The organism is Micromonospora sp. NPDC007220 (genome assembly GCF_040634035.1).
Lineage (GTDB): Bacteria > Actinomycetota > Actinomycetes > Mycobacteriales > Micromonosporaceae > Micromonospora > Micromonospora reichwaldensis.
Genome location: NZ_JBEYEU010000002.1, coordinates 134,590 through 159,718 on the forward strand (window position 1 = coordinate 134,590; position 25,129 = coordinate 159,718).

Genomic DNA, 25,129 nt, shown 5'->3' on the forward strand with positions numbered 1-25,129 from the left:
CCTTCCGTTCGCGACTGCGGGACTCGCAGGACCGGCTCATTCCTCGCGCTCACACGTGACCTCCGATGCGGACGAGCGGTTGGCCCGGCGCGACCGGGTCGTCGTGGTGGGCGAGCCACTCGGTGAGCACACCGCTGCCGTGGGCGGTCACCTCGACCGGGCCCTGCCGGGTGGCCACGTGGCCGACGACCTGGCCGGCGCGGAGCGTGTCGCCCTCGGTGAGCTCCCGTGCCGGCTCGAAGGTGCCGGCCGACGGGGCCACCACCACGCGGAAGTGCATGGTCGGCTCGTGGCCCGGCGCCATGCCGTGCCGGGCGATCAGGTCCCGGGCGGCGGGCAGGTCGTCCGGGGTGTTCAGGGTGACCACCTCGGGGGCCCCGGCCCCCTTCAGCTCCCGCTTGACCAGGCCCGCGAGGGTGCCGGCCGGGGGCAGCTCGATCACGCCGGTCACCCCGAGGTCGGCCAGGGTGCGCATGCAGAGGTCCCAGCGCACCGGCGCGGTGACCTGGCGGACCAGGCGCTGCACCATGTCGCGCCCGTGGTTGACCGCGGCCCCGTCGAGATTCGACAGCAGGATCCGGGCCGGGTCGCTCGGGGTGATCCCGGCGGCCACGGCGGCCAGCGCAGTCTCGGCGGGGGCCATGTACGGCGTGTGGAAGGCGCCGGCCACCTTCAGGCGGATCACCCGGGCCTTGGCCGGCGGCTCGGCGGCGAGCTTCTCCAGCCCCTCGACGGAGCCGGCGGCGACGAACTGGCCGGCGCCGTTGCGGTTGGCCGGGTGCAGCCCGTGCGCGACGATCGAGGCGAGCACCTCGTCGGGGTCCCCGCCCAGCACGGCGGCCATCCCGGTCGGCTCCAGGGCGCAGGCCGCGGCCATCTCCCGCCCGCGTACGCCGGCCAGGGTGATCGCCGCCTCCGCCGGGAGCACCCCGGCGAGCGCCGCCGCGCCCAGCTCGCCGACGCTGTGGCCGACGGTGAGCGTGACGTCGTACATCGGCAGGTGCTCGGCGGCCAGCAGCGCGGCGGCGACCAGCAGCGGCTGGGTCCGCGCGGTGTCCCTGATCTCGTCCGCGTCGGCGGCGGTGCCGAGGTGCACCAGGTCGACCCCGGCCAGCGCCGACCACCAGCGCAGACGTGCTTCGGCGCCGGTGAGGTCCAGCCAGGGAGTCAGGAAGCCGGGTTTCTGGGAACCCTGGCCGGGCGAGAGTACGGCGAGCACTCCTATGACTCTCCCGGATACGCGCGGGTAGCGCTGTGCCGCCCTCGACCAAACCGCACTAGAACCTTTGGAGGGTTCCTACAAAAATCGGCGGCGATCATCACCTGTGTGTGGCGTTTTGCTGGCGTTCGGAGTCATTGTCTGAGTTGGTACCACCGGGACCACCGGGTCGAGCCGACCGACGGTGAGGGCCACCTGGAGCGCGAAGGCGTCCCGCGCGGCGAGCGGCGAGAAGCCGGTGACGTCCGAGATCCGCCGCAGCCGGTAGCGCACGGTGTTCGGGTGCACGAAGAGGGAGCGCGCGGCGCTCTCCAGCGTGCCGCCGGCCGCGAAGAAGGCGTCGAGGGTCTCCAGCAGTTCCCCGCCGGCCCGCACCAGCGCGGCGTAGACGTCGTGCCGCAGCCGCCGGCGCGCCTCCGCGTCCCCCGCCAGCGCCCGCTCCGGCAGCAGGTCGTCCGCCGGCACCGGCCGGGGCGCGGTCGGCCAGGCCGGTGCGGCCCGGAAGCCGGCCAGCGCGGCGCGCGCCGACTCGGTCGCCTCGTCCAGGCTCGGCACGGCCGGACCGACCACCACCGGCCCGTCCCCGAAGGCGCCGAGCAGCTTGCCGGTGGCCGCGACCGGGTCGGCGGCGCCGCCCAGCACGATGACCAGCCGATCGCCGTGCACCCCGCCGATCACCTCCGTGCCGATGCGCCGGGCCTGCCGGTGGACGGTGTGCAGCACGGCGGAGACCTCCCCGCCGGGGGAGCGGCCGACCGCCACCGCCACCGGCGGGGCGTCCGCCCAGCCGAGCGCCGCCGCCCGGCTCGCCAGCACGTCCGGCGAGTCGCCCCGCAGCAGCGCGTCCACCAGCAACGCCTGCAACCGGGCGTCCCAGGAGCCGCGCGACTCGGCGGCCCGGGCGTACACCCGGGCGGCGGCGAAGGCGATCTCCCGGGAGAACCGCAGCACCGCCTCGCGCAACTGCTGTTCCTCGCCCTTCGCCGCCAGGTGCGAGACCTGCTCCTCGACGACGTCGATCATCACCTTCACCAGCGCGACGGTCTGCTGGAGGCTGATCGATCGGGCGAGCGCCTGCGGCGCGGTGGCGAAGACCTCGTCCGAGACCTCCTGGGTGCTGTCCGCCGTGCCGCCGCCGTCGCGCAGCCACTGCACCAGCGACCGGGCGCCGGCCTGGGCCACCAGCATCACCCAGGAGCGGTGGTCGGGCGGCAGGTCGCGGAACCAGGGCAACGCCTCGTCCATCCGGGCCACGCTGGCGCTGGCCAGCGCCCCCGCCGCCCGCTCGATCCGGCGCAGCGTGGCCGACAGTTCCGTCCCGCCCGGCTCGCTCACCGCCCCAGCCTGACACGCCCCGACCTGCGGCGGTGGGTCAGGCCGGCGGCGGGACGGGCAGTCCCAGCTCCTGGGCCAGGATGGCGGCCTGCACCCGGCTGCGCAGGTCCAGCTTGGCGAGGATCCGGCTGACGTGGGTCTTGGTGGTGCTCTCGGCCATCGCCAACCGGTCGGCGACCTGCTGGTTGGACAGGCCGAGCCCGAGGCAGGCCAGCACGTCGCGCTCCCGGGGGGTCAGCGCGTCCACCGCCTGCCGGGCCGCGGCGGAGGTGGTGGGGGCGGTCGCCGCGAACTCGGTGATCAGGCGGCGGGTGACCGCCGGGGCGATGAACCCCTCGCCCCGGGCGACCGTCCGCACCGCCGCCACCAGGCCCGCCGCGTCGATGTCCTTGAGGACGAAGCCCGCCGCGCCGGCCCGCAGCGCCCCGAAGACGTACTCGTCGACGTCGAAGGTGGTGAGCACGAGCACGTCGGCGAGCCGGTCGGCGGCGATCTCCCGGGTGGCCGAGATGCCGTCCAGCCGGGGCATCCGCACGTCCAGCACCGCGACGTCCGGGCGCAGCTCCCGGCACAGCCGGACCGCCTCGGCGCCGTCCTCGGCCTCACCCACCACCTCGACGCCGGCCGCACCGGCCAGGATCAGCGCCAGCCCGGCCCGCACCGCCGGCTGGTCGTCGGCGAGCAGCACCCGGATCACCTCGGCCATGCCACGCCCCGTCCCCTCACGACGCCACCTCCGTCGGCAGCTCCACCCGTACCCGCCAGCGGCCCTCCGCCGGGCCGGCGGCGAACCGGCCGTTCAGCAGCGCCGCCCGCTCCCGCATCCCGATCAGGCCGGCGCCCGCGCCGGTCAGGGTGCCCCGGCCGGCGCCGACCGGGTTCTCCACGCCCACCACCACCCCTGCCGGCTCGTACGCGACCAGCAGGTCGGCCTCGCCGGCGCCGTGCTTGAGCGCGTTGGTCAGCGACTCCTGCACGATCCGGTACGCGGCCAGGTCCACCCCGACCGGCAGCGCGCGGGGCTCGCCGCGTCGGGTCGCCCGGACGGTCAGCCCGGCGGCGCGCACCCGGTCCACGAGGGCGTCGACCTCGCTGAGCCGCGCCCGGGTCGTCTCGTCGGTGGCGTCGACGGCCGCCCCGCCCTCCGCCGGTTCCCGCAGCAGGCCGATCATCTGCCGCATCTCGCCCAGCCCCTGCACGCTGCTCTCCCGGATCACCCGCAGCGCCGACTCGACCTGCGACCGGTCGAGCCCGGGCACGGAGAGCGCGGCCGTGGCGTGGATGGCCACCGCGCTCAGGTGGTTGGCGATCACGTCGTGCAGCTCCCGGGCCATCCGGGCCCGCTCCGCGCCGACGGCCTGCCGGCGGTCCAGCTCCACCAGCCGGGCCGTCTGCTCGGCTCGGGCCCGTTCGGCGACCGCCTGGTCCCGGTACTGCCGCACGCTGACCCCGGTGAGCACCGGCAGCACCCCGGCCAGCACCACGGGCGCCCCGATGCCCACGCCCCGCCAGTCGCCCCTCAGCAGCACCCCCACCGCCGTGCCGAGGACGCTCAATCCGATCGTGACCTGGAGCAGCCGGCGCCAGGTCCGGGCCGAGCCGAACACGCACGCGTCGTAGAGCACCTGGGTGTAGACGAGGACGGTGGCCAGCGAGCCGCCCATCGCGAGGTCGGCCACCACCGCCACCGTGCCGAGCGCCAGGCTGGCCCGGCTGGCGACCCGGCGCAGGCCCACCGCCGTGCAGACCACCGCAAGCGGCAGCAGGAACAGCGGTTCCGGCAGGTCCGGGTGCCAGGACAGTTGCGGCTGCGTGCCCAGGCCGTACAGGACCGCCCCGCCAACCAGGGAGGCGCACGCCAGCATGACGTCCCGCCCGCCCGTCCCGGCCCCCACCCACCCAGCCACCCTCACCCACCCACCCGCCCCCACCCCCCGATCCCACCACACCCCCACCCCGCCCGTTTCCGCCGATCATGCAGTCGTGGTGGGGGACGAAAGCTGCACCGGCGTACGAAATTCCCACCACGACTGCATGATCGCGAGGGAGGAGGCGGGCGCGGTGGGGGAGTCGGGTGGGGCGTCGGTGCCGGCCAGTACGGTGACAGGGCCCGTCGGAGCGACCCCGGCGGGCGGGGCGAGCGTGAGGAGACTCCGATGGCGCACGGGGAGGCCGAGCACGGCTGCGCCCAGGGCGAGCCCTGCCGGCCGGGCCACCACGAGCAGCAGGCGGCAGCAAAGCACCGCCGGCTGCCCGGAGGGCTCCCGGCCCACTCGCCGGAGCACCCGACCCGCGCGCCCGAGCGCCCCGAGGACGACGTCACGGTGCCCCGGCAGCGCGTCGCGGAACCGGCTCCGGCCGGCGAGGCCGAGTTGGCGGCGCTCCCGGGCTGCCGCAGCGACCTGCCCGGCTGGGCCGGCGCGCACCGGCACGGCCCGGTCCGCCCCCGGCAGCGCGTCACCCGCCGCGAGCGGCCGCCACGCCGCTGGTGCTGACCACGGCGGCGCCGCCCGGCGGCTAGCGTGACCGGTGTGAAGGCGATCGCGATCGACACGTACGGCCCGGCCGACCTGCTGACCGTCCGGGACCTGCCCGACCCGCCGGTCGGCCCGGACACGGTGCTCGTACGGGTGCGGGCGGCCGGGGTGAACCCGGTCGACTGGAAGGTGCGCGAGGGGCACCTGGCCGGTGCGATCCCGGGTCACTTCCCGCTCGTTCCCGGCTGGGACGCGGCCGGGGTGATCGAGGCGGTCGGGCCGGCGGTGACCGGGTTCGCCGTCGGCGACGAGGTCGTCGGCTACGTCCGACGCGACCACGTCCAGTACGGCACGTACGCCGAACTCGTCCCGGCGCCCGAGCGGACGCTGGCGGCCAAGCCGGTGCGGGCGTCCTGGGCCGAGGCGGGCGGCCTGCCCCTGGCGGGACTCACGGCGTACCAGGCGCTCCAGTCGGCCCGCACCGGCGCCGGCGACACGGTGCTGGTGCACGGGGCGTCCGGCGGGGTGGGCCACCTGGCGGTGCAGATCGCCCGCGCGTTCGGCGCCGACCGCGTGATCGGCACGGCCGGCGCGGCCAACCACGACTTCGTCCGGTCGCTGGGCGCCGAGCCGGTCGCGTACGGCGACGGGCTGGCCGACCGGGTCCGCGCGGTCGCGCCCGACGGGGTGGACGTGGTGCTCGACCTGTTCGGCGGCGACGCGCTCGACGTGTCGGCCGAGCTGATCACCCGTCCCGCGCGGCTGATCTCGACGGCCGACCCGGAGCACGTCACCCGGCTGGGCGGCAGCTATCTGTTCGTCAAGCCGTCGACCGTGGACCTGGGCATGCTCGCCGGGCTGGTGGACGCCGGCCGGTTGACCGTCCATGTCGAACGGACGTTCCCGCTGGCCCAGGCGGCGGACGCGCAGCGCCTGGTGGAGGCGGGGCACGTCCGCGGCAAGGTGGTCCTGGAGGTCTGACCCCCGCCCGGGGCGGGGTCGTGCGGCGGGGCGCCGGGTGACGGTGGGACCGGCGGGCGCGGGCTCGGCGGGTATGGGCTCAGCGGGTGCGGCGGCGGACCAGCAGCGCGATCCCGGCGAGCCCCGACGTGATGACCAGCACCACCGCGACGTTGAGCAGCAGCAGCCGCTGCAACTCGCCGAGCGCCTCGTCGATGTCCTTCGCCGGGTTGAGGGCGTCCTCCGGGATGACCCGCTCGCCGCCGCCGACGCCCCCGCTGACGGTGTCGAACTGCCGCTCCAGCGGCACGCCCGCCGTGCGGAGGGTCTCCGACATGCTGAGCCGGCCGAGGAACCAGCCTGCGGCGGTCTTGCGGGCGTCCGGCTGCTTGGCCGGACGGAAGACGCGCGGCCCGCCGACCGCCTTCGGGTAGAGGTCGTACGTCTGCTTCGGCACGTCACCGGCGAACACCACGACGGTGTACTTCGGACCGAGATCGGCCGCCTTCGGGCCCTTGGGCTGCCCCGTACGGCCGAGGAAGTTGACCTGGTCGATGACCGCCACCACGTGCGCGGGCTGGGCCTCCGCGCGCAGCCGCAGCGGTTCCGCCAGCCCATGCCCGGTGATCTCCACTCCGGCCGGTGGGGTCTTCGGCGCCGCCGTCGCCGTCCCGGCGAAACCGAGCGACAGGACCGCCGCCGCGAGCCCGCCTGCCAACACCGCGACCAGCCGCCGCATCGTTCGGACCATCGCCGCCTCCTCGCCCCGTTCGATGGATGGCTTGCTGCAGGTCACGCGTTGGTTGGCTGACGGGGGTGACCGAACCCGTGCAGGGTGCCACCCTCAAGACTGCGCAGAACGTCGATCGGTTGCAGCTCGTGGAACAGTAATTGGAACTATCTGTGATCCCGGCCCGACCAATGAACGGTAGCCGTGGATCAGCGGGCGGATCGTACCTTTACGGAGGGGTTCATGGGGGGCAGGTTCCCACGTGTGGCGCTCACCTGGCCAGTGGTGGTCGGCGTGGCGATCGGTGTGTCGTTGGTGTTGCCGGCCGCGCCGGCGGCCGCCCACAACTCGCTGACCGGCAGCGATCCGCGCAACGGCGCGCGGGTGGCCGAGGCGCCGTCCCGGATCGAGCTGCGTTTCCTGGCGAAGGCGGACCCGAATACGACGAAGATCACAGTGACCGGTCCGGACAACGTGGTCGCGCTCGGCGGCGCGCCGGCCTTCTCCGGCTCGCGGGTGAGCGTCCCGTTCAAGCCCGGCCGGGCGGGGCTCTACATCGTCGGCTATCAGTTGGCGTCCAGCGACGGGCACCCGGTCTCCGGCGAGGTGCGGTTCACCCTGACCACCGGCACCCCCGCCGAGTCGCCGACCGGCGCGGGCACCGCCGGCCCGAGCGCCCCGGCGTCGGCCGTACCGCCTCCGTCCGGCGCCGCGCCGACCTCGGCCGCGCCCGGTCCGACGGGCGCGGGCACGCCGGGGTCCGCGGTGCCCGCGGCGAAGGAGAGCGACGACGCGGCCGGGCGCGGCTGGCTGTGGGCGCTCGGCGGCGTGCTTCTCCTCGCCGCCCTCGCCGCCGGCCTGCTGCTGCGTCGCCGCTCCGCCCGCCGCTGACCGGCACGAGCCCGGGACGCCTCAGCGCCCGGACCCACGGGTCCGGGCGCTGAGCGGGTACGCCGCCGTCAGGTACCACCCCGAGCCGGAGCCGGCGGTCGCGGACCGACGTGGCGACGGATCGACGTGGCGGTGGTGTCGCAGGCCGCCTTCCGGCGCGGGTGGGCCGTCCCGGCAGGGCGGTCGTGGCCGTCGGAACAGGCCCGGCTCAGAACAGGCGGACCCGGGCGGCGCGCAGCCGGCTCAGGGTGCGCTCGCGGCCGAGCACCTCCAGCGACTCGAACAGCGGCAGTCCGACGGTACGGCCGGTGACCGCGACGCGGACCGGCGCCTGGGCCTTGCCGAGCTTGAGCCCGCGCTCGGCGCCGACCGCCTCCAACGTCGACTTCAGCGTCTCGGCGTCCCACGACTCCAGCGCCTCGAACGCCGCCGTGGCGGCGTCCAGCAGCTCCGCCGAGCCCTCCTTCATCGCCTTGGCCCAGGCGGCCTCGTCGATCAGGGGCGCGGCGAGGAAGAGGAAGTCGACGTTCGGCACGATCTCGCTGAGCAGCGCGATCCGGGTCTGCGCCAGCGGGGCCACGGCCGCGAAGGCGTCCGCGTCGAACTCCTCCGGCTGCCACGGCGGCGGGGCGATGGTGCCGGTGCCCGTCAGCCACGGCCGGCAGGCCTCGACGAACTCCTCGACGGGCAGCGCCCGGATGTACTCGCCGTTGAACGCGCGGAGCTTCTTCTCGTCGAAGAACGCCGGGGAGGGGTTGACCTCCTCCAGCCGGTACTCCTGCTCGATCACCGACCACTCGACGATCTCCCGGTCGCCCGACGGCGCCCAGCCGAGCAGCATCAGGTAGTTGCGCATCGCGGCGGCCAGGTAACCCTCGTCCCGGAACGCCTCCAGGGCCACCTTGTCGCGGCGCTTGGAGAGCTTCTGCCGCTTCTCGTTGACCACCACCGGCACGTGCGCCCAGATCGGCGGCTTGACCCCGAGCGCCTCCCAGAGCAGCTGCTGCTTCGGGGTGTTGGGCAGGTGCTCCTCGGCCCGGATCACGTGGGTGATGCCCATGGTCATGTCGTCGACCACGTTGGCGAGCAGGAAGACCGGCGAGCCGTCGCCCCGGGCGATGACGAAGTCCTCGATCAGCTTGTTCTCGAAGGTCGGCTCGCCACGGATCAGGTCGACCACCACGGTCTCGCCCTCGTCGGGCGTACGGAAGCGCAGGGCGCGCCCCTCGCCGGCCGGCAGGCCCCGGTCCCGGCAGAAGCCGTCGTAGCCCTGGTACTGCGAGCCGGTGCGGGCCTGCACGGCCTCGCGGGTGCAGTCGCAGTGGTAGGCGCGGCCGGACGCGTGCAGCCGCGCGGCGGCGGCCCGGTGCTCGCCGGCGTACTCCGACTGGAAGTACGGGCCCTCGTAGCCGCCGCGCTCGATGCCGATCCAGTCCAGCGCGGAGAGGATGCCCTCGGTCCACTCCGGCTTGTTGCGGGCCGCGTCGGTGTCCTCGATGCGGAGCACGAACACCCCGCCCTGCTGCTTGGCGTAGATCCAGTTCTGCAGCGCCGAGCGGGCACCGCCGACGTGGAACATACCGGTCGGGGAGGGGGCGAAGCGCACACGTACCGTCACGTCTCCAGCCTACGGCGGCGCGCGACCGGGTTCCGCCAGGGGTGCGGCTCAGGGCACCGAGCGGATCTTCAGCACCAGGACGCTGCCCAGCACGGTGACCGCCGCGGTGACCGCGTAGAGCACCGGGTAGCCGCCGAGGTGCACCACGAGCGGGGCGGAGAGCGCCGGGCCGAGCACCTGCGGGGCGGAGTTCGCGATGTTGATGACGCCCAGGTCCTTGGCCCGGTCGGTCGCGGCGGGCAGCACCTGGGTGATGAGCGCGGCGTCCACCGACAGGTAGACGCCGTAGCCGGCGCCGAGCAGCAGCGCGGCGGCCACGGCCACCGGCCAGACCGGCGCGACGGCCAGCAGCAGCGCGGCGACCGCGATGATCCCGCCGGCGGTGATGACGAAGACCTTCCGCTTGCCGGAGCGGTCCGACAGCCGCCCGGCCACCACGGCGGTGGCCGCCAGGCCGGCCGTGTAGAGCAGGATCAGCACCAGCAGGCCGCCCTCGGGGTCGGGGTGGCGTACCTCGTCGGTGAGGAAGTAGAGCAGGTAGAGCGTGCCGAGCGCGTTGCCGAGCTGCACCAGGAAACGGGTGATCCAGGCCCAGCCGAAGTCGGGGTGGCGGCGCGGCGAGATCCACATCGACGCGAGCAGGGCGCGCCACCGCAGCGCCGGCCGGTGCGCCCGGGGCAGCGGGTCGTCGGCGGTGAGCAGCGCGAACGGCAGGGCCAGCAGCAGCACCGCCGCGGCCATCGCCAGGTAGCCGGCGGCGGTGCCGCTCACCACGGCGGTGACCAGCACCACCCCGAGCACCAACCCCAGCGCCTGGGGGATGCCGACCCAGCCGGAGACGCCGCCCCGCTGGGCGACCGGCACCCGGTCCGGCACGGCGGCGGTCAGGCTGGCCAGCATCGCGTTGAAGCAGACCTGGGCGGCCACCCAGCCGAGCGCGACCCCGGCGACGGTGCGCTGCTGCGCCAGCAGCACCAGGGCCGCCGCGCCGAGCAGCGCGCCGCCGGCGGTCCAGACGTGCCGCCGGCCGAACTCCCGCCCGGCCAGCCGCAGGCAGGTGCGGTCCGACAGCGCCCCGGCGAGGGGGTTGGCGAGCACGGCGGCGAGCGCGCCGAGGCCGGTGACCACGGCCAGCGCCGTCTCCTTGTCGGCCGGGGCGATCTGTTCCAGCTGCTGCGGCAGCAGCACCTGGATCGGCGTGAAGAACGCCATCCAGACCCCGAGGTTGGCCGCGAAGATCAGCGCGATCCAGCCCCGCCGCACCGGCGCGGTCGGCTCGGCGAGCGCCGCCGGCAGCGACGCGGGCGTCGGGTCGACGGTGGTCACGGCCGGGCGATCAGGTCACGGAACCAGGCGTACGAGGACTTGGGCGTACGGAGCTGGGTGTCGAAGTCGACGTGCACGAGGCCGAAGCGCTTGGTGAAGCCCTCCGCCCACTCCCAGTTGTCCAGCAGCGACCAGACGAAGTAGCCGGTCACGTCGACGCCCTCGGCCATCGCGGCGCGTACCGCGCGCAGGTGCCCGTCGAGGTAGGCGATGCGCTCCGGGTCGTGCACCCGGCCGTCGGCGTCGGGCGTGTCGTCGTACGCGCAGCCGCTCTCGGTGACCTGGATCGGGGGCAGGTCGTCGGCGTACGTGCGGTGCAGCCAGCCGAGCAGCTCGCGCAGCCCGTCGGGGGCGACCGGCCAGTCGAAGGCGGTACGCGGGTATCCGTCCAGCGGCACGAACTCGAACGGCAGCGGCGAGTCCTCCTGCGGGGCGCGTACGCCGGTCGGGTTGTAGTAGTTGACGCCCAGCACGTCGATCGGCGCGGCGATCACGTCGAGATCGCCGGCGCGCACCACGGCGGTGTCGAAGCCCAGCTCGGCGGGGTAGCCCCGGCCGAACAGCGGGTCCGTGAAGAGGCGGTTGTGCAGCGCCTCGTACGCCGCGACGGCCGCCCGGTCGGCGTCGGTGTCCCCGGCCGGCCGCACGGGCGAGTAGTTGTTCGCGATGGCGACCGGGCTCGCGGTGCGCGCCCGCAGCGCGGCGACGGCGAGGCCGTGGGCGAGCAGCTGGTGGTGGGCCACCGGGAAGGCGTCGAAGAGCAGCGTCCGGCCGGGGGCGTGCTCGCCCGTGCCGTGGCCGAGGCTCATGTGGATGAAGGGCTCGTTGAGGGTGATCCAGAGCTTCACCCGGTCGCCGAGGCGGGCGGCGGTCGCATCGGCGTACTCGGCGAAGCGGTGGGCGGTGTCCCGGTTCAGCCAGCCGCCCGCGTCCTCGAGGGCCTGCGGCAGGTCCCAGTGGAAGAGCGTGGCGACCGGGTCGACGCCGTGGGCGAGCAGGTCGTCGACGAGCCGGTCGTAGAAGTCCAGCCCGCGCGCGTCGACCGGGCCGTCGCCGGTGGGCCGCACCCGGGGCCAGGCGATCGAGAAGCGGTACGCGGAGACGCCCAGCCCGGCGAGCAGCGCGACGTCCTCGGCGTGCCGGTGGTAGTGGTCGCAGGCCACGTCGCCGCTGCTGCCGTCGGCGACCCGGCCGGGGGTGTGGGCGAAGGTGTCCCAGATGGACGCTCCCCGCCCGTTCTCGTCGACGCCGCCCTCGATCTGGTAGGCGGAGGTGGACACTCCCCAGCGGAATCCGGCGGGGAACTCGGGCATCGCTGCGGTCGACATGCGCCCTCCCGTCGTACGTGAATCGTGTTCGGGACTCTAGGGGGCGGCCGGCCGTTGCGCCATAGGTCGTACGTCGCCGCAGCGCAAGAGTTTTCGGCGCGTCTTTTCCGAACCCGTCCGTATACGTCCGAATTTGCGCATAGAGTGCCGATATCGTGGGATGTCCTCACTGGAGGAAAGACGGAAATGATCCTCGTGGAACGCAGTGCGCACGTGATGGCGCCAGTGGAAGCGGTCTGGGACGTCGTGCAGCGGGCCGAGCAGTTGCCGGCCTGGCTGGCGGGGGTCCGTGCGGCCGAGGTGCTCTCGGGAGAGGGCTTCGGGCGCCGACAACTCGTCCAGGCCGGACGTGGCGCCGCGCATGAGGCCGAGGTGATCGCCTATCAGGCGCCGACCCTGATCGGCTGGCGCGAACGCGCCAAGGGCGCCGGTGCCCGGGCGGAGGCGCGCACCGAGATCTACGTCCAGCTCACCGTGGACGAGGAGGAGGGCGGGACGATCGTGCGGCTCATCGTCGTACGCTGGCCGGCCGGTCCGGTCAAGGCCGCCCTGCTCCGCCTCGGCCTGCGCAGGGTCGGCGCCGACCTGGAGGACTCGCTCGCCCGGCTGACCGATCTGGCCGCCGTCGGCTGAGCCGGGCACGTCCTGGCGCCACCCGCGACGGCGGTGGCCCGGTGTCCCCGCCAGGGACTCCGGACCACCGCCGGTTCGCTCGTCGGCGGACGACGAAGGGCCCGGCGCGGGAAGCGCCGGGCCCTCGTCTCGTACGTCCTAGCTGTCGCCGCCGGTCTCGCCGACCGGGGCCGCGTTCACGTCCTCGATGGCGTACTTCTTGGCCGCCTCGGCCGGCACGCTGGCCGGTACCGCGCCGCGCAGGGCGAGCTGCCGCAGCGTCGCGACCACCACCGACTCGGCGTCGACGTGGAAGTGCCGGCGCAGGGCGTGCCGGGTGTCGGACATGCCGAACCCGTCCGTGCCGAGCGAGGTGTAGTCGCCGGGCACCCAGCGGGCGATCAGGTCCGGCACCGCGCGCATCCAGTCGCTGACCGCGACCTTCGGGCCCTCGGCGTCGGCCAGCTTCTGCTGGATGTACGGCACCCGCTGCTCCGCGCCCGGGTTGAGCAGGTTGTGCTCCTCGCACTGCACCGCGTCGCGGCGCAGCTCCGTCCAGGAGGTCACCGACCAGACGTCGGCGGCCACGCCCCAGTCCTGGGCCAGCAGCTGCTGCGCCTTGATCGCCCACTGCATGCCCGTGCCCGAGGCGAGCACGTTGGCCTTCGGCGCGTCGTCGCCCACCGACGGGGCGGGGGAGTAGCGGTAGATGCCCTTGAGCAGCCCCTCCACGTCCACGCCCTCCGGCTCCGCAGGCTGGAGGATCGGCTCGTTGTAGATCGTCAGGTAGTAGAAGACGTTCTCCTGCGCCTCGCCGTACATCCGGTGCAGGCCGTTCTCCACGATGTGCGCGATCTCGAACGCGAACGCCGGGTCGTACGCGACCACCGCCGGGTTGGTGGCGGCGATCAACAGCGAGTGGCCGTCCTCGTGCTGGAGCCCCTCACCGTTGAGCGTGGTCCGGCCGGCGGTGGCGCCGAGCAGGAAGCCCCGGGCCATCTGGTCCGCGGCGGCCCACAGCCCGTCGGCGGTGCGCTGGAACCCGAACATCGAGTAGAAGATGTACATCGGGATCATCGGCTCGTCGTGCGTGGCGTACGCCGAGCCCGCCGCCGTGAACGAGGCGACCGAGCCGGCCTCGTTGATCCCCTCGTGCAGGATCTGCCCGCCGGTGGACTCCTTGTACGACAGGAACAGCTCCCGGTCGACCGAGGTGTAGCGCTGGCCGTGCGGCGAGTAGATCTTCTGCGTGGGGAAGAGCGAGTCCATGCCGAAGGTGCGGGCCTCGTCCGGGATGATCGGCACCCAGCGCTTGCCGAACTCCTTGTCCTTCATCACGTCCTTGAGCAGGCGGACGAAGGCCATCGTGGTGGCCACCTTCTGCTTGCCCGAGCCGCGCTTGACGTCGGCGAAGCGCTCCGGGCCGGGGATGGCCAGCCGCTTCTGGCCCGAGCGCCGCGACGGCAGGTAGCCGCCGAGCTGCTGGCGCCGCTCCTTGAGGTACGCGATCTCGTCGGACTTCTCGCCCGGCGTGTAGTACGGCGGCAGGTAGGGGTTGTCCTCCAGCGCCTTGTCCGGGATGTCCAGGTAGAGCCGGTCGCGGAAGGTCTTGAGGTCCTCCAGCGTCAGCTTCTTCATCTGGTGGGTGGCGTTGCGGCCCTCGAAGTGCGAGCCCAGCGTCCAGCCCTTGATCGTCTTGGCCAGGATGACGGTCGGCTGACCGGTGTGCTCCATCGCCGCCTTGTAGGCCGCGTAGAGCTTGCGGTAGTCGTGCCCGCCCCGCTTGAGGTTCCAGATCTCGTCGTCGCTGAGGTCCTCGACCATCTTGCGGGTCCGCTGGTCGCGGCCGAAGAAGTGCTCCCGGACGTACGCCCCGGACTCCGCCTTGTAGGTCTGGTAGTCACCGTCGGGCGTGGTGTTCATCAGGTTGACCAGCGCGCCGTCGGTGTCCGCGGCGAGCAGCGGGTCCCACTCCCGGCCCCAGACCACCTTGATGACGTTCCAGCCGGCGCCCCGGAAGAACGCCTCCAGCTCCTGCATGACCTTGCCGTTGCCGCGCACCGGCCCGTCGAGCCGCTGGAGGTTGCAGTTGATCACGAAGGTGAGGTTGTCCAGCTCCTCGCGGGCGGCCACGCCGATCGCGCCGAGCGTCTCCGGCTCGTCCATCTCGCCGTCGCCCAGGTAGGCCCACACGTGCTGGTCCGAGGTGTCCTTGATGCCCCGGTGGTGCAGGTAGCGGTTGAACCGCGCCTGGTAGATCGCGTTCAGCCCGCCCAGGCCCATCGAGACCGTGGGGAACTCCCAGAAGTCCGGCATGAGCCGCGGGTGCGGGTACGACGGCAGGCCGCCGCCCGGGTGCGACAGCTCCTGGCGGAACCCGTCGAGCTGGTGCTCGGTCAGCCGCCCCTCCAGGAACGCCCGCGCGTACATGCCGGGCGAGGCGTGGCCCTGGTAGAAGATGTGGTCGCCGCCGCCCGGGTGGTTCTTGCCCCGGAAGAAGTGGTTGAAGCCCACCTCGTAGAGCGAGGCCGAGCTGGCGAAGGTGGAGATGTGCCCACCGACGCCGATCTCGGGGCGCTGCGCCCGGTGCACCAGCATGGCCGCGTTCCACCGGACGTACGCCCGGATCCGCCGTTCCACGTGCTCGTCACCCGGGAACCACGGCTCGTGCTCCGGCGGGATGGTGTTGATGTAGTCGGTGGTGGTCAGCGACGGCACCCCGACCTGGCGCTCGCGGGCCCGCTCCAGCAGGCGCAGCATGACGTAGCGGGCGCGCTTTGTCCCGCGCTCGTCGATGACACCGTCGAGCGACTCGACCCATTCGCTGGTCTCTTCAGGGTCGATGTCCGGAAGCTGGCTCGGCAGACCAGCGGTGATCACCGGGCGCTTGCGTTCCGTAGCCACAGGCGTTCCCTCGGTTCTGTGTGGGATAGGTCTCTAGCGCCATCCTGCCCCCTGGTGGCACCTGTCGTCACGCCCACCGCCCGGAGACGCGACGCGCGACACAGGTACCCGCCGGTAACTTTGCGCAACCGGCAACGCGTCCCATCCGTTACCGGCGGACGAGCGGCCCTTGCCCGGCCTCTCTACGGTGCCGGGCATGGACAGGCGGAAGGCACGCGTCGGCGCGGTCATGGTGGCGGCCGGAACGGCCGGGGTGGTCGCCGGCGGGATCGGGATGCGCGAGGGACGCGCCGCCCTCCTGGCGATCGTCCTGAGCGGGGGCCTGCTGGCGGTGTTCGGCGTGGCGGTGCTGCGCGGCGCCCGGCGTGGCCGGCGTCGCGGCGGAGCGGGCGGCCGGCACGCGGGGGTCGGTTTCACGCCGGTCGGGCCCGCCGGGGACATCGGGGCCAGCTACGACAACCGCGACTGCGGCTCCGACGCCGCTTCGGGCTCCGGCTGGTGGGGTGGCGGGGATTCCGGCGGCGGCTGGTCCAGCGGCGGGGATTCCGGCGGCGGCGGGGACTCCGGCGGTGGTTGCTGACCCCCTCGGGCAGAATGCGTCGTATGCGCAGTGAGGTCATCACCGTCCAGACCGGGGCCCGGCCGACCGTCCGGGACATCACGGCGGAGGCCGAGCGGTTCGTCGCCGGGCAGGGCGACGGCCTGCTGCACGTCTTCGTGCCGCACGCCACCGCCGGGCTGGCGATCATCGAGACCGGCTCGGGGTCCGACGACGACCTGCTCGCCGCGCTCGACGACCTGCTGCCCACCGACGACCGGTGGCGGCACCGGCACGGCTCGCCCGGCCACGGGCGCGACCACGTCCTGCCGGCGTTCGTCCCCCCGTACGCGACGCTGCCGGTCGTCGACGGCCGGCTGGCGTTGGGCACCTGGCAGTCGGTCTGCCTGGTCGACCCCAACGGCGACAACCCCACCCGGACCGTCCGCTTCTCGTTCCTCCCCGGCTGACGGCGGGGCTCCGCGCGAACCGCCGATGGTGGAGCTGCTCAACTTTTGACGCGCGTAGGATATGAGGCATGGCGCCGCAGCCCGTCCCCTCCGTCCCGCCGGATCCCGCCGACCGCGCGGCGCTGGCCGGCGACGTCGTGCGCCGCATCACGCACGTGGCCGCCGCGCTACGCCACCACCAGGACCGGGAGATCGCCGAGCTGGGGCTGACCCCGGCGACCGCGCGGGCGCTGCACGAGCTGGACCCCGACCTGCCGCTGCCGGCCCGCGACCTCGCCGAAGGGCTGGGCTGCGACCGCTCCAACGTCACCGCCCTGGTCGACAAGCTCGAGCGGGCCGGGCTGGTCGAGCGGCATGCCGACCCCGCCGACCGGCGGCAGAAGACGCTGGTGGTGACCGGGCCCGGGCGGCGGGTGCGGGCCCGCGTGCACCAGGTCATGTCGGACTCCCGACTGCTCGCCGGGCTCACTGTCGAGGAGCTGGCGACCCTGCGCGAGCTGGTCTGGAAGGTCTCCGACGGCGGCTGCCCCGAGCGGTGCGACGACGACTGACCCACACCGCGTCGTTCGTGTCCGAGTGGGCGCACAGGCCGCTCGTCGGTAATGCTGTCCGACGTGACCACCCCGCAAGATCTCGACGACCGGTTCCGGGAGACGCTGGCCGCGCTGGCCACCCCGTCGCAGCGGCGCGACCCCGCACGGCCGGTCACCGACGACACGACGCTGACCGGCGCGCGGGCGCTGGACCTCTTCGACGCGCAGGCCACCAGCCGCCAGCTCGACCTGGCCGGCCGGTGGCTGCGCAGCTTCGGCGAGGGCTACTACACGATCGGCTCCGCCGGCCACGAGGGCAACGCCGCGGTCGCCGCCGCGCTGCGCGCCACCGACCCGGCGCTACTGCACTACCGCTCGGGCGCCTTCTACTGCGTCCGCGCCGCCCAGGCCGCCGGGTGGACGCCGACCGAGCGCCCCGAGGCCGCCCGCCCCGAGGCCGAGCGGGACGAGGCCGACCAGCCCTCGGGCGAGCGGTCCGACGCCGGGCGGTTCGATGCCGAGCGGTTCGACGCCCAGCGGTTCGACGCCGAGCGGGGCGGCACCGACTTGCCGGCGGCGGCCGACGGGCCCGTCGAGGCCGCGCCGGCCGACGCGGACGGCCCCGGCGACGGTTCCGCGCCGGACGCCGCCGACCCGGGGGAGCCGACCGGCGGCGCCGGGTCCGCCGTGGACCGGCCGCTCCACCCGGGGTACGCCGAGGCGGCCCGCGACGTGCTGCGGGGCATGGTCGCCTCCAGCAGCGAGCCGCTCGCCGGCGGCCGGCACAAGGTCTTCGGCCGGGCCGACCTGGCCGTCGTCCCGACCACCTCCACGATCGCCTCGCACCTGCCCCGCGCCGTCGGGATGGGGCTGGCCGTGGAACGGCTGCGCCGGCTGGAGACCTCCGGTCGGCGGGACGGGGTGCCGACCAGCGGCGGTGGGGGCGCCACGCACACCTCCTGGCCGCCGGACGCCATCGTGGTCTGCTCGTTCGGCGACGCGTCGGTCAACCACGCCAGTGCCACGGCCGCGTTCAACACCGCCGGCTGGTACGACCACACGGGCCTGCGCATCCCGGTGCTCTTCGTCTGCGAGGACAACGGCCTCGGCATCAGCGTCCGCTCCCCGAAGGGTTGGGTGGAGACCACCCTGCGGTCGAAGCCGGGGGTCCGTTACTTCTCCGCCGACGGCGGCGACCTGCCGCGGGCGTACGAGGCGGCCGCCGCGGCGGCGGCCTGGGTACGCCGGCACCGACGCCCCGCCGTGCTCCACCTGTCGACCGTACGGCTGATGGGACACGCCGGCGCGGATGCCGAGACCGCGTACCGGAGCCCCGGAGAGATCGCGGCCGACCTCGCCCGGGACCCGCTGACCGCCACGGCACGGCTGCTGGTGGGGGCGGGCCTCGCCACCGGCGAGGAGCTGCTGGCCCGGTACGACGAGATCGGCTGGCAGGTGCGGCGGATCGCCGAGGAGGTGCTGGACGAGCCGAAGCTGACCGCACCGGCCGACGTGGTCGCCCCGCTGGCCCCGCGCCGGCCGGCACGGGTCTCCCGGGCGGTGGCGGACGCGGCGGCGCGTGCCGGCGGCCCCGGCGCCGGTGCCCGGGCGGAGGCGTTCGGCGGAAGGCCGCCGGAGCTGACCGGCCCGCTGACGCTGGCGCAGAGCATCAACGCCGCGCTCGCCGACGGGATGCTCGACCATCCGCAGATGGCGGTGTTCGGCGAGGACGTCGGCGCCAAGGGCGGCGTGTACGGGGTGACCAAGGGGCTGCGGGACCGCTTCGGCGTGGCCCGGGTCTTCGACACGCTGCTCGACGAGACCTCGGTCCTCGGGCTGGGGCTCGGCGCCGGGCTGGCCGGGATGCTGCCCGTGCCCGAGATCCAGTACCTGGCGTACCTGCACAACGCCGAGGACCAGCTGCGTGGCGAGGCCGCCACGATGCAGTTCTTCTCGCAGGGTGCGTTCCGCAACCCGATGGTGGTGCGGGTGGCCGGGCTGGCGTACCAGGAGGGCTTCGGCGGGCACTTCCACAACGACAACTCGGTGGCCGTACTCCGGGACGTGCCGGGCCTGGTGATCGCGGTGCCGGCGCGGCCGGACGACGCCGCGCCCATGCTGCGCACCTGCCTGGCCAGCGCGGCGGTGGACGGCAGCGTCTGCGTCTTCCTGGAGCCGATCGCGCTTTACCACACCCGCGACCTGTACGCCGACGGTGACGGTGAGTGGCTGTCCCACTACGCCGAGCCCGGCGCGTGGACCGGCGGTCATGTGCCGATCGGGCGGGCCCGCGTCTACGGCGTCGGCTCCGCCGAGGATGTCACGATCATCACGTTCGGTAACGGGGTGCCGATGTCGTTGCGCGCGGCGGCGACACTCGCCGACGAGGGGGTCGGCACCCGGGTGGTGGACCTGCGCTGGCTCTCCCCGCTGCCGGTGGCCGACGTCATCCGGGAGGCGGCGGCGACCGGCCGGGTGCTGGTCGTGGACGAGACCCGGCGTTCCGGCGGGGTCGGCGAGGGGGTCATCGCGGCCCTGGTGGATGCCGGCTATGTCGGAGCGGCGCGGCGGGTGGCCGGAGTTGACTCTTTTGTACCATTAGGTCCGGCGGCCCGTCAGGTTCTGGTCTCCGAGGAAGCAATTACCCAGGGTGCCCGCACGCTTCTGGCACGGTAAATTCCGTTCCACCCGGTGCGCCACTTGCGCGGGGAGCCACAACTGTGTGGACTTTGCCTGACGGCGTCGACGCGACGCCGCGGGCAGGGATGAGATGAGGAGGCACGCGACAGTGAGCGCGACCGCTGGTCAGGCCGCCGACGGGGTACGCAGCCTGGCGGACCGGTTCGGGATCGAACCGGGGATGGTCGTCATGGAGATGGGGTACGACGAAGACGTCGACCAGGATCTCCGTGACGCCCTGACCGACCGCTGTGGAGATCTGGTCGACGAGGACACCGACGAGGTGGTCGACGCGGTGCTGGTCTGGTACCGCGACGGCGACGGTGATCTCTTCGAGCTTCTCGTCGACGCCCTCGGCCCGCTGGCCGACAACGGTGTCGTGTGGCTGCTCACGCCCAAGGCGGGGCGCGAGGGGCACGTCGAGCCGAGCGAGGTCGCCGAGTCCGCGCCCACCGCCGGCCTCCAGCAGACCTCCACCGTCAACGCCGGCCGGGACTGGAGCGGCGCCCGCCTCGTCCTGCGCCGCGGGGCCAAGGGCAAGAAGTAGGCCGACGTCGGCGATCACCCGGCGGCGCCCGCTGCCGGGTGTGGCAGGCTGTTGCCCATCCGACCCCATCCTGAGGAGCTCGCATGCCGATCGAGGTTGGCGCCGAGGCGCCGGACTTCGTGCTCAAGGACCAGAACAACCAGGAGGTCCGGCTCTCGGACTTCCGTGGCAAGCGCACCGTGCTGCTGGTCTTCTACCCGCTCGCCTTCACCGGGATCTGCCAGGGTGAGCTGTGCGAGGTGCGGGACAACCTCAACGACTACGTCAACGACGACGTCCAGGTGCTGACCGTCAGCGTCGACTCGGTCTACGCCCACAAGATCTGGGCCGACAAGGAGGGCTACCAGTTCCCGCTGCTGGCCGACTTCTGGCCGCACGGCGCGGTCGCCCAGTCGTACGGCGTCTTCAACGACGTCGCCGGCATCGCCAACCGGGGCACCTTCGTGATCGACAAGGCGGGCGTGGTCCGCTTCGCCGAGATGAACATGCCGGGTGAGGCGCGCGACCAGCAGGGCTGGCGCAAGGCCCTCGCCGAGGCCGTCGCAGCCTGACCGACCGGGCACGCCGCACGACCGGGCCGGTGGGGGCAGGGTAAGCTTGCCACCCTCCGGCCCGCCGTACGGGCGTTCCGGGCGCGTAGCTCAGTGGGAGAGCACTCGCCTTACAAGCGAGGGGTCGCAGGTTCGAAACCTGCCGCGCCCACACTCTGACCAGCACGGGAACGGGCCGCCGGATGACCGGCGGCCCGCTTCGTTTCACGGTGTCCGGCCGGCTGTCGGATCACCGTCAGTGGGCCCCGCCAGGACACGAAAGTCCTACGCTCGTGGGAGCGATCCCGGCGCCGAAGCGAAGCCGGCGACCTCACCGCCGAAGCCGAGCCGGCGACCCCGTCTTGGAGGTGGTCCCATGTCCCCCCGCCAGGTCCCGCTCGCTTCCCGCCCCCGCCGTCGTCCACCGGCCCTGCTCCTGATCCTCGGGCTGCTCCTGGGCCTGGCCGCCCCCACGGTGGTAGCGGCCCCCGCCTCCGCCGGGCCTGGCGACGCGTTCTGCTCCACCAACGGCTTCTTCGAGCCGAACCCCGCCAACCCGTCGATCGGTACGACCTGGACGTTCATCGGGAGCCGGAGCAACGGAAGCTTCACCTACCGGTACTGGATGGCGCAGCAGCCGAGCGGGTCGTCCATCCTGTACTACCGGAACAGCCTGGTGGCCAAGTGCAACGGCATCGCCCTGGTCCTGAGCACGACGCTCGCGACGACCGGTGCCTCCGGCACCGCCCACTGCACCAGTAGCGCCGACATGACGCCACCGGCCTCGTCGGTCACCGAGCGGTACGTCGGGCAACGCTGGGTCCCCACCCAGGGAACCACCCCGACCGCCACGATCCGGTACTGGCACCGGGAGTGGTTCTCCTACGCCACCCTGACCTGGAACTACAGCTCCAGCTACGTGGTGCGGTGCTGAACCGCCGTCGGCTCGCGCCGGTCATGACGAGAACTTCGCCGCCTCCTGCATCACCTTCTGGTACTCGTTCCTGGCCAGGGTGAGTTTCTCCTGAAGGCTGAGCATGGCGTCCCGCCGCGAATCGGCGGTGCTGCCCGGGCCGACCTCGGCCAACAGTGCCTTCACCGGCGGTGTGTTCATGGCTGGCGTGTACGGGTTGGCGGGATTCAGGAGATGCTCGACATGGTTGAGCGCCATCGAGATCGTCTGCACCTTTTCGAGAGCCCGCAGAAGCTTGTTCTGTACTTCCTGTTCCGCGGGGCTGAGGGTCACGTCATCTGAATCCGAGTCCATGAGCACCCATCCTTGCCGTGCGGACTGTTCGCAGGTCGGGGCGGTTGGCCGTCGCCCCATTCTAGAGCTGTTCACCGGGCCCCCGTGACGATTGTCGGTGCCTGACGGCAACGCGCGGAACCCGTACGCGAAGCGGGCCGCCGGCTGGTCCGGCGGCCCGCTGTCGTGGGCGATCAGCTCGCGCAGACGGCGTACGCGCGCACCTTCCAGTTGCTGCTGAAACCGTTCTCGTCCTCGGCGGCGGAGACGGTGACGACGGTCGAGGTGGTGGCCCGCATCTGGGTCAGGCGCACCTGCCCGTCGCCGCCGAGGATCTCGCCGCCCACCCCGTGCACCCGCGTCCCGGGCGGGCAGGTTGCGGTGACCGACTGGGTGGCGGCGGAGCTGTAGACGCTGTCGTCGATCACGCGCTGCTCGCCGGGCAGCGGGTCGGCGCAGATCGCGACCGCGTCCAGCCACCAGCTGTCGGCGAAGCCGGTGCCGTCCTCGGCGCCGGCCACCACGACGCTGTTCTGGTGGATGCGCAGGTCCTCCAGGACGACCTCGCTGTTCGCCGCCCCGACGACCGCGCCACCGACCCCGATGGCGTGCTTGCCGGCCGGGCAGGACTTCTCGAACCAGTTCGACGTGCCGAAGCTGGGCGCCGAGCTGCCGGACACCATCACCAGGCCGGCCGGCGGCGTGGCGCAGATCGCGTTCGCCGTGACCGCCCAGTTGCCGCCGACGCCGTTCTCGTCCTCGCGGCCGGTGACCGAGTACGCGTCCCCGCCGATCAGCGGACGCATGATGTCCATGCCGACCTGCCCGAGGCCGGAACCGGTGATCGCGCCGCCGCCGCCGATGACCTTGGTGCCGGTCGGGCAGGTCGCGTTCTGCGTCTTCGCGCTGCTGTTGCTGGGGCCGGTCGTCGTCTTGACGCTCAGGCCGGGCACCGCCGCCACCGGCCCGGCGAGGGCCAGCTGGCCGAGGACGAGCGCGCTCAGCGCGGCCCCGCCCACGGTGGCCGTCCGTCGCGCCCACCGGATGTGCTTCGATCCTTCTCGCATGGTGTCTTCCCTTCGGGTTCTTCGTCGCGATGACACCGGTAGGAGTCGGGGCGGGTCGGGATGCCAACAGAAACTTCGAAGAAAAATATTCCGCCGCTTTACTGGACCCGTCGACGAGCAGCGAGGGACACGATGGACACGGCGGCACAGGACGACTCCACGCTGGTCGAGGCGGTGCGCCGCGGCGAGCGGGCCGGGCTGGAGGGCATGTACCGGCGCTACGCCGACCGGCTCTACACGTACGCCCGGACCATGCTGCGCGAGCCGGAGGCCGCCGCGGACGCCGTCCACGACGCGTTCCTCACCGCCAGCCAGCGCATCGACCAGCTCCGCGAGCCCGACCGGCTGCGCTCCTGGCTGTACGCGATCGTGCGCAACGAGTGCCTCCGGCAGCTGCGGGAGCGGTCCCGCTCCCTGCCGCTGGAGGAGGCCGGCGAGCCGGCGGCCGACATCGCCGACCCCGGCACGGGCGTCAACGCCGATCAGGTACGCGACCTGGTGCACACCGCGGTGGCGGCGCTGAACCCGGGCGACCGTGAGGTGGTGCACCTGGCCATCCGCCACGACCTGTCGTCCGCCGACATCGGCGTGGCCCTCGGGGTGCCCACGAACCACGCGCACGCCCGCCTGTCGCGCGCCCGCTCGCAGCTCGAACGGGCGCTGGGGGCGCTGCTGGTGGCCCGCACCGGAGCCCGGGACTGCCCGGGTCTCGCCGACCTGATCGACGGCTGGCAGGGCCGACTCACCCCGACGCTGCGCAAGCGGGTGTCGCGGCACATCGAGAGCTGTGCGGTGTGCGGGCTGCTCCGGCGCGAACAGCTCAGCCCGGCCGCGCTGCTGTCGGCGTACACGGCTCCGGTGTTCCTGGTCGTCGCCGACTCGGTGTGGCCGCGACTGGCCGAGGCCGCGACCGGCGCCCCGGCCGATCCGGCACCCGGCGCGGGGACCGATCCGGCGGGCACGGTCACGGCCGACCCCGCGCCGGCCGACCCGACGCTGCCGGCCGATCCGGCCGATCCGGCGCCGCCGGCCGAGGCAATCCCCGGGATGGGGGACACCGGACAGGCACAGGGGGCCGCTGAGGGGCCCGCGCCCGCAGCGGATGACGCGGTCGACGGGCCTACGCCCGCGGCGAACGGGCCGGTGACCCCGGACGGTGCGGCGGCGGGGCCCTCGGGCGGTGTGGCGGCAGCGTCCTCGGCCGGTGAGGCAGCGTCCTCGGACGATGTGGCAGCCGCTCCGGGCGGCGCGGTGGCGTCGCGCGGTGCGGCGCATCCCGTGCGGACGACCTCGCCTGCGAACCGCAAGCGGCACCGCCGGCAGGTGGCCGCGTCCGTGGCTCTGCTGATCCTCCTCGCCGCACTCGGCACCTGGGCGCTGGCACCCGGGCGCCCGACCGCCGCGCAGGACGCCGCCGGCCAGCCGGTGTCGGAGACGCACGGACCGGCGGCCGGCGACCCGGTGACGCCCGCCTCCGCGCTGCCGTCGGGCACCGCCCCGGTGACCGGTACGCGGGCCGCCGAACCGCCGTCGGCCGGCGCCGTCGGTCCGACGCCCGGGCCCGTGGTCACGCCGGCGGACGGCGACGGGGTTACCCGGACTGACGCGCCCGACGCCGTGCCGGGTGGCCCCGCGCCGTCGCCGACCGCTGCGCCGTCCAGGCCTCCGACCGCGCCCCGGCCGACCGCCACACCGCAGGTCGCCGCGGCGTTCACGGTCTCCGCCACCGCCCACGTGCGGTGCGGCTCGGACACGTACACCCTGGTGGTGCAGGCCACCGGCAGTGCCGCGCTCGGCGGCGCCGAGGTGCGCTGGACACCCGCCGGGGGCAGGACGTCGACCCGGGCGATGACGGTGGACGGAACGACCGCGCGGGCGAGCGTCGGGCGGCTGCGCGCACCGACGCTGACCTGGTCGGTACGGGCGACGGCCACGGACGGCCGCACGGCGCAGAGCGCGACCCGCACGGTCACCGACCCGTGCGTGCGACCGGGCTAGCCGGGACGGCAGGGCTGGCCGGGACGGCCGTGGAGCAGGACGGCCGAGGTAGCCGGGACAGCAGGGCCGGTCGGGACGGCCGTGGAGCAGGACGGTTGCGGACCGTCCTGTTTGTCCTCGT

General features: G+C 73.8%; 22 protein-coding genes, 1 tRNA gene and 2 pseudogenes. 14 read left to right on the forward strand and 11 right to left on the reverse strand.

All coding sequences use genetic code 11. The features are described 5' to 3' along the window. Positions 1-49 precede the first annotated feature (49 nt). The 4 genes from ABZ573_RS06730 to ABZ573_RS06745 all read right to left on the reverse strand — a co-directional run bounded on the left by ABZ573_RS06730 (position 50) and on the right by ABZ573_RS06745 (position 4,461). Positions 50-1,219: an acyltransferase domain-containing protein gene (locus tag ABZ573_RS06730; protein WP_151456434.1), complete on the reverse strand. Its 1,170-nt coding sequence runs from the start codon at positions 1,217-1,219 to the stop codon at positions 50-52. Positions 1,220-1,297: 78 nt separating this feature from the next. Next, on the reverse strand, positions 1,298-2,554 hold the full coding sequence (locus ABZ573_RS06735) for a helix-turn-helix domain-containing protein (RefSeq protein ID WP_151456433.1): 1,257 nt from the start codon (positions 2,552-2,554) through the stop codon (positions 1,298-1,300). 37 nt (positions 2,555-2,591) lie between these two features. Beyond that, a complete protein-coding gene (locus tag ABZ573_RS06740; protein WP_327029238.1) occupies positions 2,592-3,260 on the reverse strand; it encodes a response regulator transcription factor in 669 nt (222 codons plus the stop codon). A gap of 16 nt (positions 3,261-3,276) precedes the next feature. Continuing rightward, entirely contained in the window at positions 3,277-4,461 is a 1,185-nt protein-coding gene (locus ABZ573_RS06745) for a histidine kinase (protein WP_358116349.1), read from the reverse strand. Positions 4,462-4,710: 249 nt separating this feature from the next. Between ABZ573_RS06745 and ABZ573_RS06750 the strand changes: the two genes are divergently transcribed. Together ABZ573_RS06750 and ABZ573_RS06755 are read left to right on the forward strand one after the other, a co-directional pair. Further along, the gene (locus ABZ573_RS06750) at positions 4,711-5,049 is read left to right on the forward strand and encodes a hypothetical protein (RefSeq protein ID WP_151456536.1); all 339 of its coding nucleotides are present in this window, start codon (positions 4,711-4,713) and stop codon (positions 5,047-5,049) included. Positions 5,050-5,085: 36 nt separating this feature from the next. Next, entirely contained in the window at positions 5,086-6,012 is a 927-nt protein-coding gene (locus ABZ573_RS06755; protein ID WP_327029236.1) for an NADP-dependent oxidoreductase, read from the forward strand. Between the two features lie 79 nt (positions 6,013-6,091). Here the strand turns inward: ABZ573_RS06755 and ABZ573_RS06760 are convergent, their stop codons facing one another. After that, positions 6,092-6,742: a hypothetical protein gene (locus ABZ573_RS06760; protein WP_151456535.1), complete on the reverse strand. Its 651-nt coding sequence runs from the start codon at positions 6,740-6,742 to the stop codon at positions 6,092-6,094. A gap of 222 nt (positions 6,743-6,964) precedes the next feature. On the opposite strand from ABZ573_RS06760, the gene ABZ573_RS06765 reads away from it, so the two are divergent. Next, complete coding sequence (locus ABZ573_RS06765; RefSeq protein ID WP_358116354.1) at positions 6,965-7,612, forward strand: copper resistance protein CopC; 648 nt, start codon at positions 6,965-6,967, stop codon at positions 7,610-7,612. A gap of 208 nt (positions 7,613-7,820) precedes the next feature. Here ABZ573_RS06765 and gltX read toward each other — a convergent pair whose 3' ends face one another. Genes gltX through ABZ573_RS06780 form a run of 3 tightly spaced genes read right to left on the reverse strand, consistent with a single transcriptional unit; the run spans position 7,821 to position 11,884 of the window. Then, positions 7,821-9,230 carry a glutamate--tRNA ligase gene (gene gltX, locus ABZ573_RS06770; RefSeq protein WP_151456533.1) on the reverse strand — a complete coding sequence of 470 codons (1,410 nt, stop codon included), beginning with the start codon at positions 9,228-9,230 and terminating at the stop codon, positions 7,821-7,823. Positions 9,231-9,278: 48 nt separating this feature from the next. Continuing rightward, positions 9,279-10,556: an MFS transporter gene (locus ABZ573_RS06775; RefSeq protein WP_327029235.1), complete on the reverse strand. Its 1,278-nt coding sequence runs from the start codon at positions 10,554-10,556 to the stop codon at positions 9,279-9,281. Further along, positions 10,553-11,884, reverse strand: coding sequence for a GH1 family beta-glucosidase (locus ABZ573_RS06780; RefSeq protein WP_358116358.1), 1,332 nt, complete (start codon positions 11,882-11,884; stop codon positions 10,553-10,555). Before ABZ573_RS06780 ends, ABZ573_RS06775 begins: the two co-directional genes overlap by 4 nt. Positions 11,885-12,070: 186 nt before the next feature. Here ABZ573_RS06780 and ABZ573_RS06785 point away from each other — a divergent pair, with 186 nt between their 5' ends. Further along, on the forward strand, positions 12,071-12,517 hold the full coding sequence (locus ABZ573_RS06785; RefSeq protein WP_151456531.1) for an SRPBCC family protein: 447 nt from the start codon (positions 12,071-12,073) through the stop codon (positions 12,515-12,517). Between the two features lie 138 nt (positions 12,518-12,655). Here the strand turns inward: ABZ573_RS06785 and aceE are convergent, their stop codons facing one another. Next, positions 12,656-15,400: a pyruvate dehydrogenase (acetyl-transferring), homodimeric type gene (gene aceE / locus ABZ573_RS06790; RefSeq protein ID WP_151456530.1), complete on the reverse strand. Its 2,745-nt coding sequence runs from the start codon at positions 15,398-15,400 to the stop codon at positions 12,656-12,658. Between the two features lie 196 nt (positions 15,401-15,596). Here aceE and ABZ573_RS06795 point away from each other — a divergent pair, with 196 nt between their 5' ends. The 9 genes and pseudogenes from ABZ573_RS06795 to ABZ573_RS06835 all read left to right on the forward strand — a co-directional run bounded on the left by ABZ573_RS06795 (position 15,597) and on the right by ABZ573_RS06835 (position 21,631). Then, positions 15,597-15,980: a hypothetical protein gene (locus tag ABZ573_RS06795; protein WP_327029233.1), complete on the forward strand. Its 384-nt coding sequence runs from the start codon at positions 15,597-15,599 to the stop codon at positions 15,978-15,980. Positions 15,981-16,003: 23 nt separating this feature from the next. Then, positions 16,004-16,408, forward strand: coding sequence for a YjbQ family protein (locus ABZ573_RS06800; RefSeq protein WP_132237228.1), 405 nt, complete (start codon positions 16,004-16,006; stop codon positions 16,406-16,408). 68 nt (positions 16,409-16,476) lie between these two features. Next, entirely contained in the window at positions 16,477-16,959 is a 483-nt protein-coding gene (locus ABZ573_RS06805) for a MarR family winged helix-turn-helix transcriptional regulator (RefSeq protein ID WP_327029231.1), read from the forward strand. Positions 16,960-17,010: 51 nt separating this feature from the next. Continuing rightward, positions 17,011-17,355, forward strand: a pseudogene (locus ABZ573_RS06810) (transketolase); the annotation flags it as partial. A 294-nt stretch (positions 17,356-17,649) separates the two neighbouring features. After that, positions 17,650-19,617: pseudogene (locus ABZ573_RS06815) on the forward strand (transketolase C-terminal domain-containing protein); the annotation flags it as partial. A gap of 112 nt (positions 19,618-19,729) precedes the next feature. Then, positions 19,730-20,167, forward strand: a complete 438-nt coding sequence (locus ABZ573_RS06820) for a DUF3052 domain-containing protein (protein WP_151457486.1) — start codon at positions 19,730-19,732, stop codon at positions 20,165-20,167. A gap of 83 nt (positions 20,168-20,250) precedes the next feature. Next, positions 20,251-20,718: a peroxiredoxin gene (locus tag ABZ573_RS06825; RefSeq protein WP_121400357.1), complete on the forward strand. Its 468-nt coding sequence runs from the start codon at positions 20,251-20,253 to the stop codon at positions 20,716-20,718. A gap of 79 nt (positions 20,719-20,797) precedes the next feature. Further along, positions 20,798-20,869 (forward strand) — tRNA-Val (locus tag ABZ573_RS06830). A gap of 204 nt (positions 20,870-21,073) precedes the next feature. Beyond that, positions 21,074-21,631, forward strand: a complete 558-nt coding sequence (locus ABZ573_RS06835) for a hypothetical protein (protein ID WP_327029230.1) — start codon at positions 21,074-21,076, stop codon at positions 21,629-21,631. 21 nt (positions 21,632-21,652) lie between these two features. Here ABZ573_RS06835 and ABZ573_RS06840 read toward each other — a convergent pair whose 3' ends face one another. Together ABZ573_RS06840 and ABZ573_RS06845 are read right to left on the reverse strand one after the other, a co-directional pair. Next, positions 21,653-21,964 (reverse strand): hypothetical protein, encoded by a 312-nt coding sequence (locus ABZ573_RS06840; protein ID WP_151455190.1) that lies wholly within the window; start codon positions 21,962-21,964, stop codon positions 21,653-21,655. A gap of 173 nt (positions 21,965-22,137) precedes the next feature. After that, positions 22,138-23,010, reverse strand: coding sequence for a hypothetical protein (locus ABZ573_RS06845; RefSeq protein ID WP_327029229.1), 873 nt, complete (start codon positions 23,008-23,010; stop codon positions 22,138-22,140). A 132-nt stretch (positions 23,011-23,142) separates the two neighbouring features. Here ABZ573_RS06845 and ABZ573_RS06850 point away from each other — a divergent pair, with 132 nt between their 5' ends. Further along, positions 23,143-25,008: a sigma-70 family RNA polymerase sigma factor gene (locus ABZ573_RS06850; protein ID WP_358116366.1), complete on the forward strand. Its 1,866-nt coding sequence runs from the start codon at positions 23,143-23,145 to the stop codon at positions 25,006-25,008. The last annotated feature ends 121 nt before the right edge of the window (positions 25,009-25,129 follow it).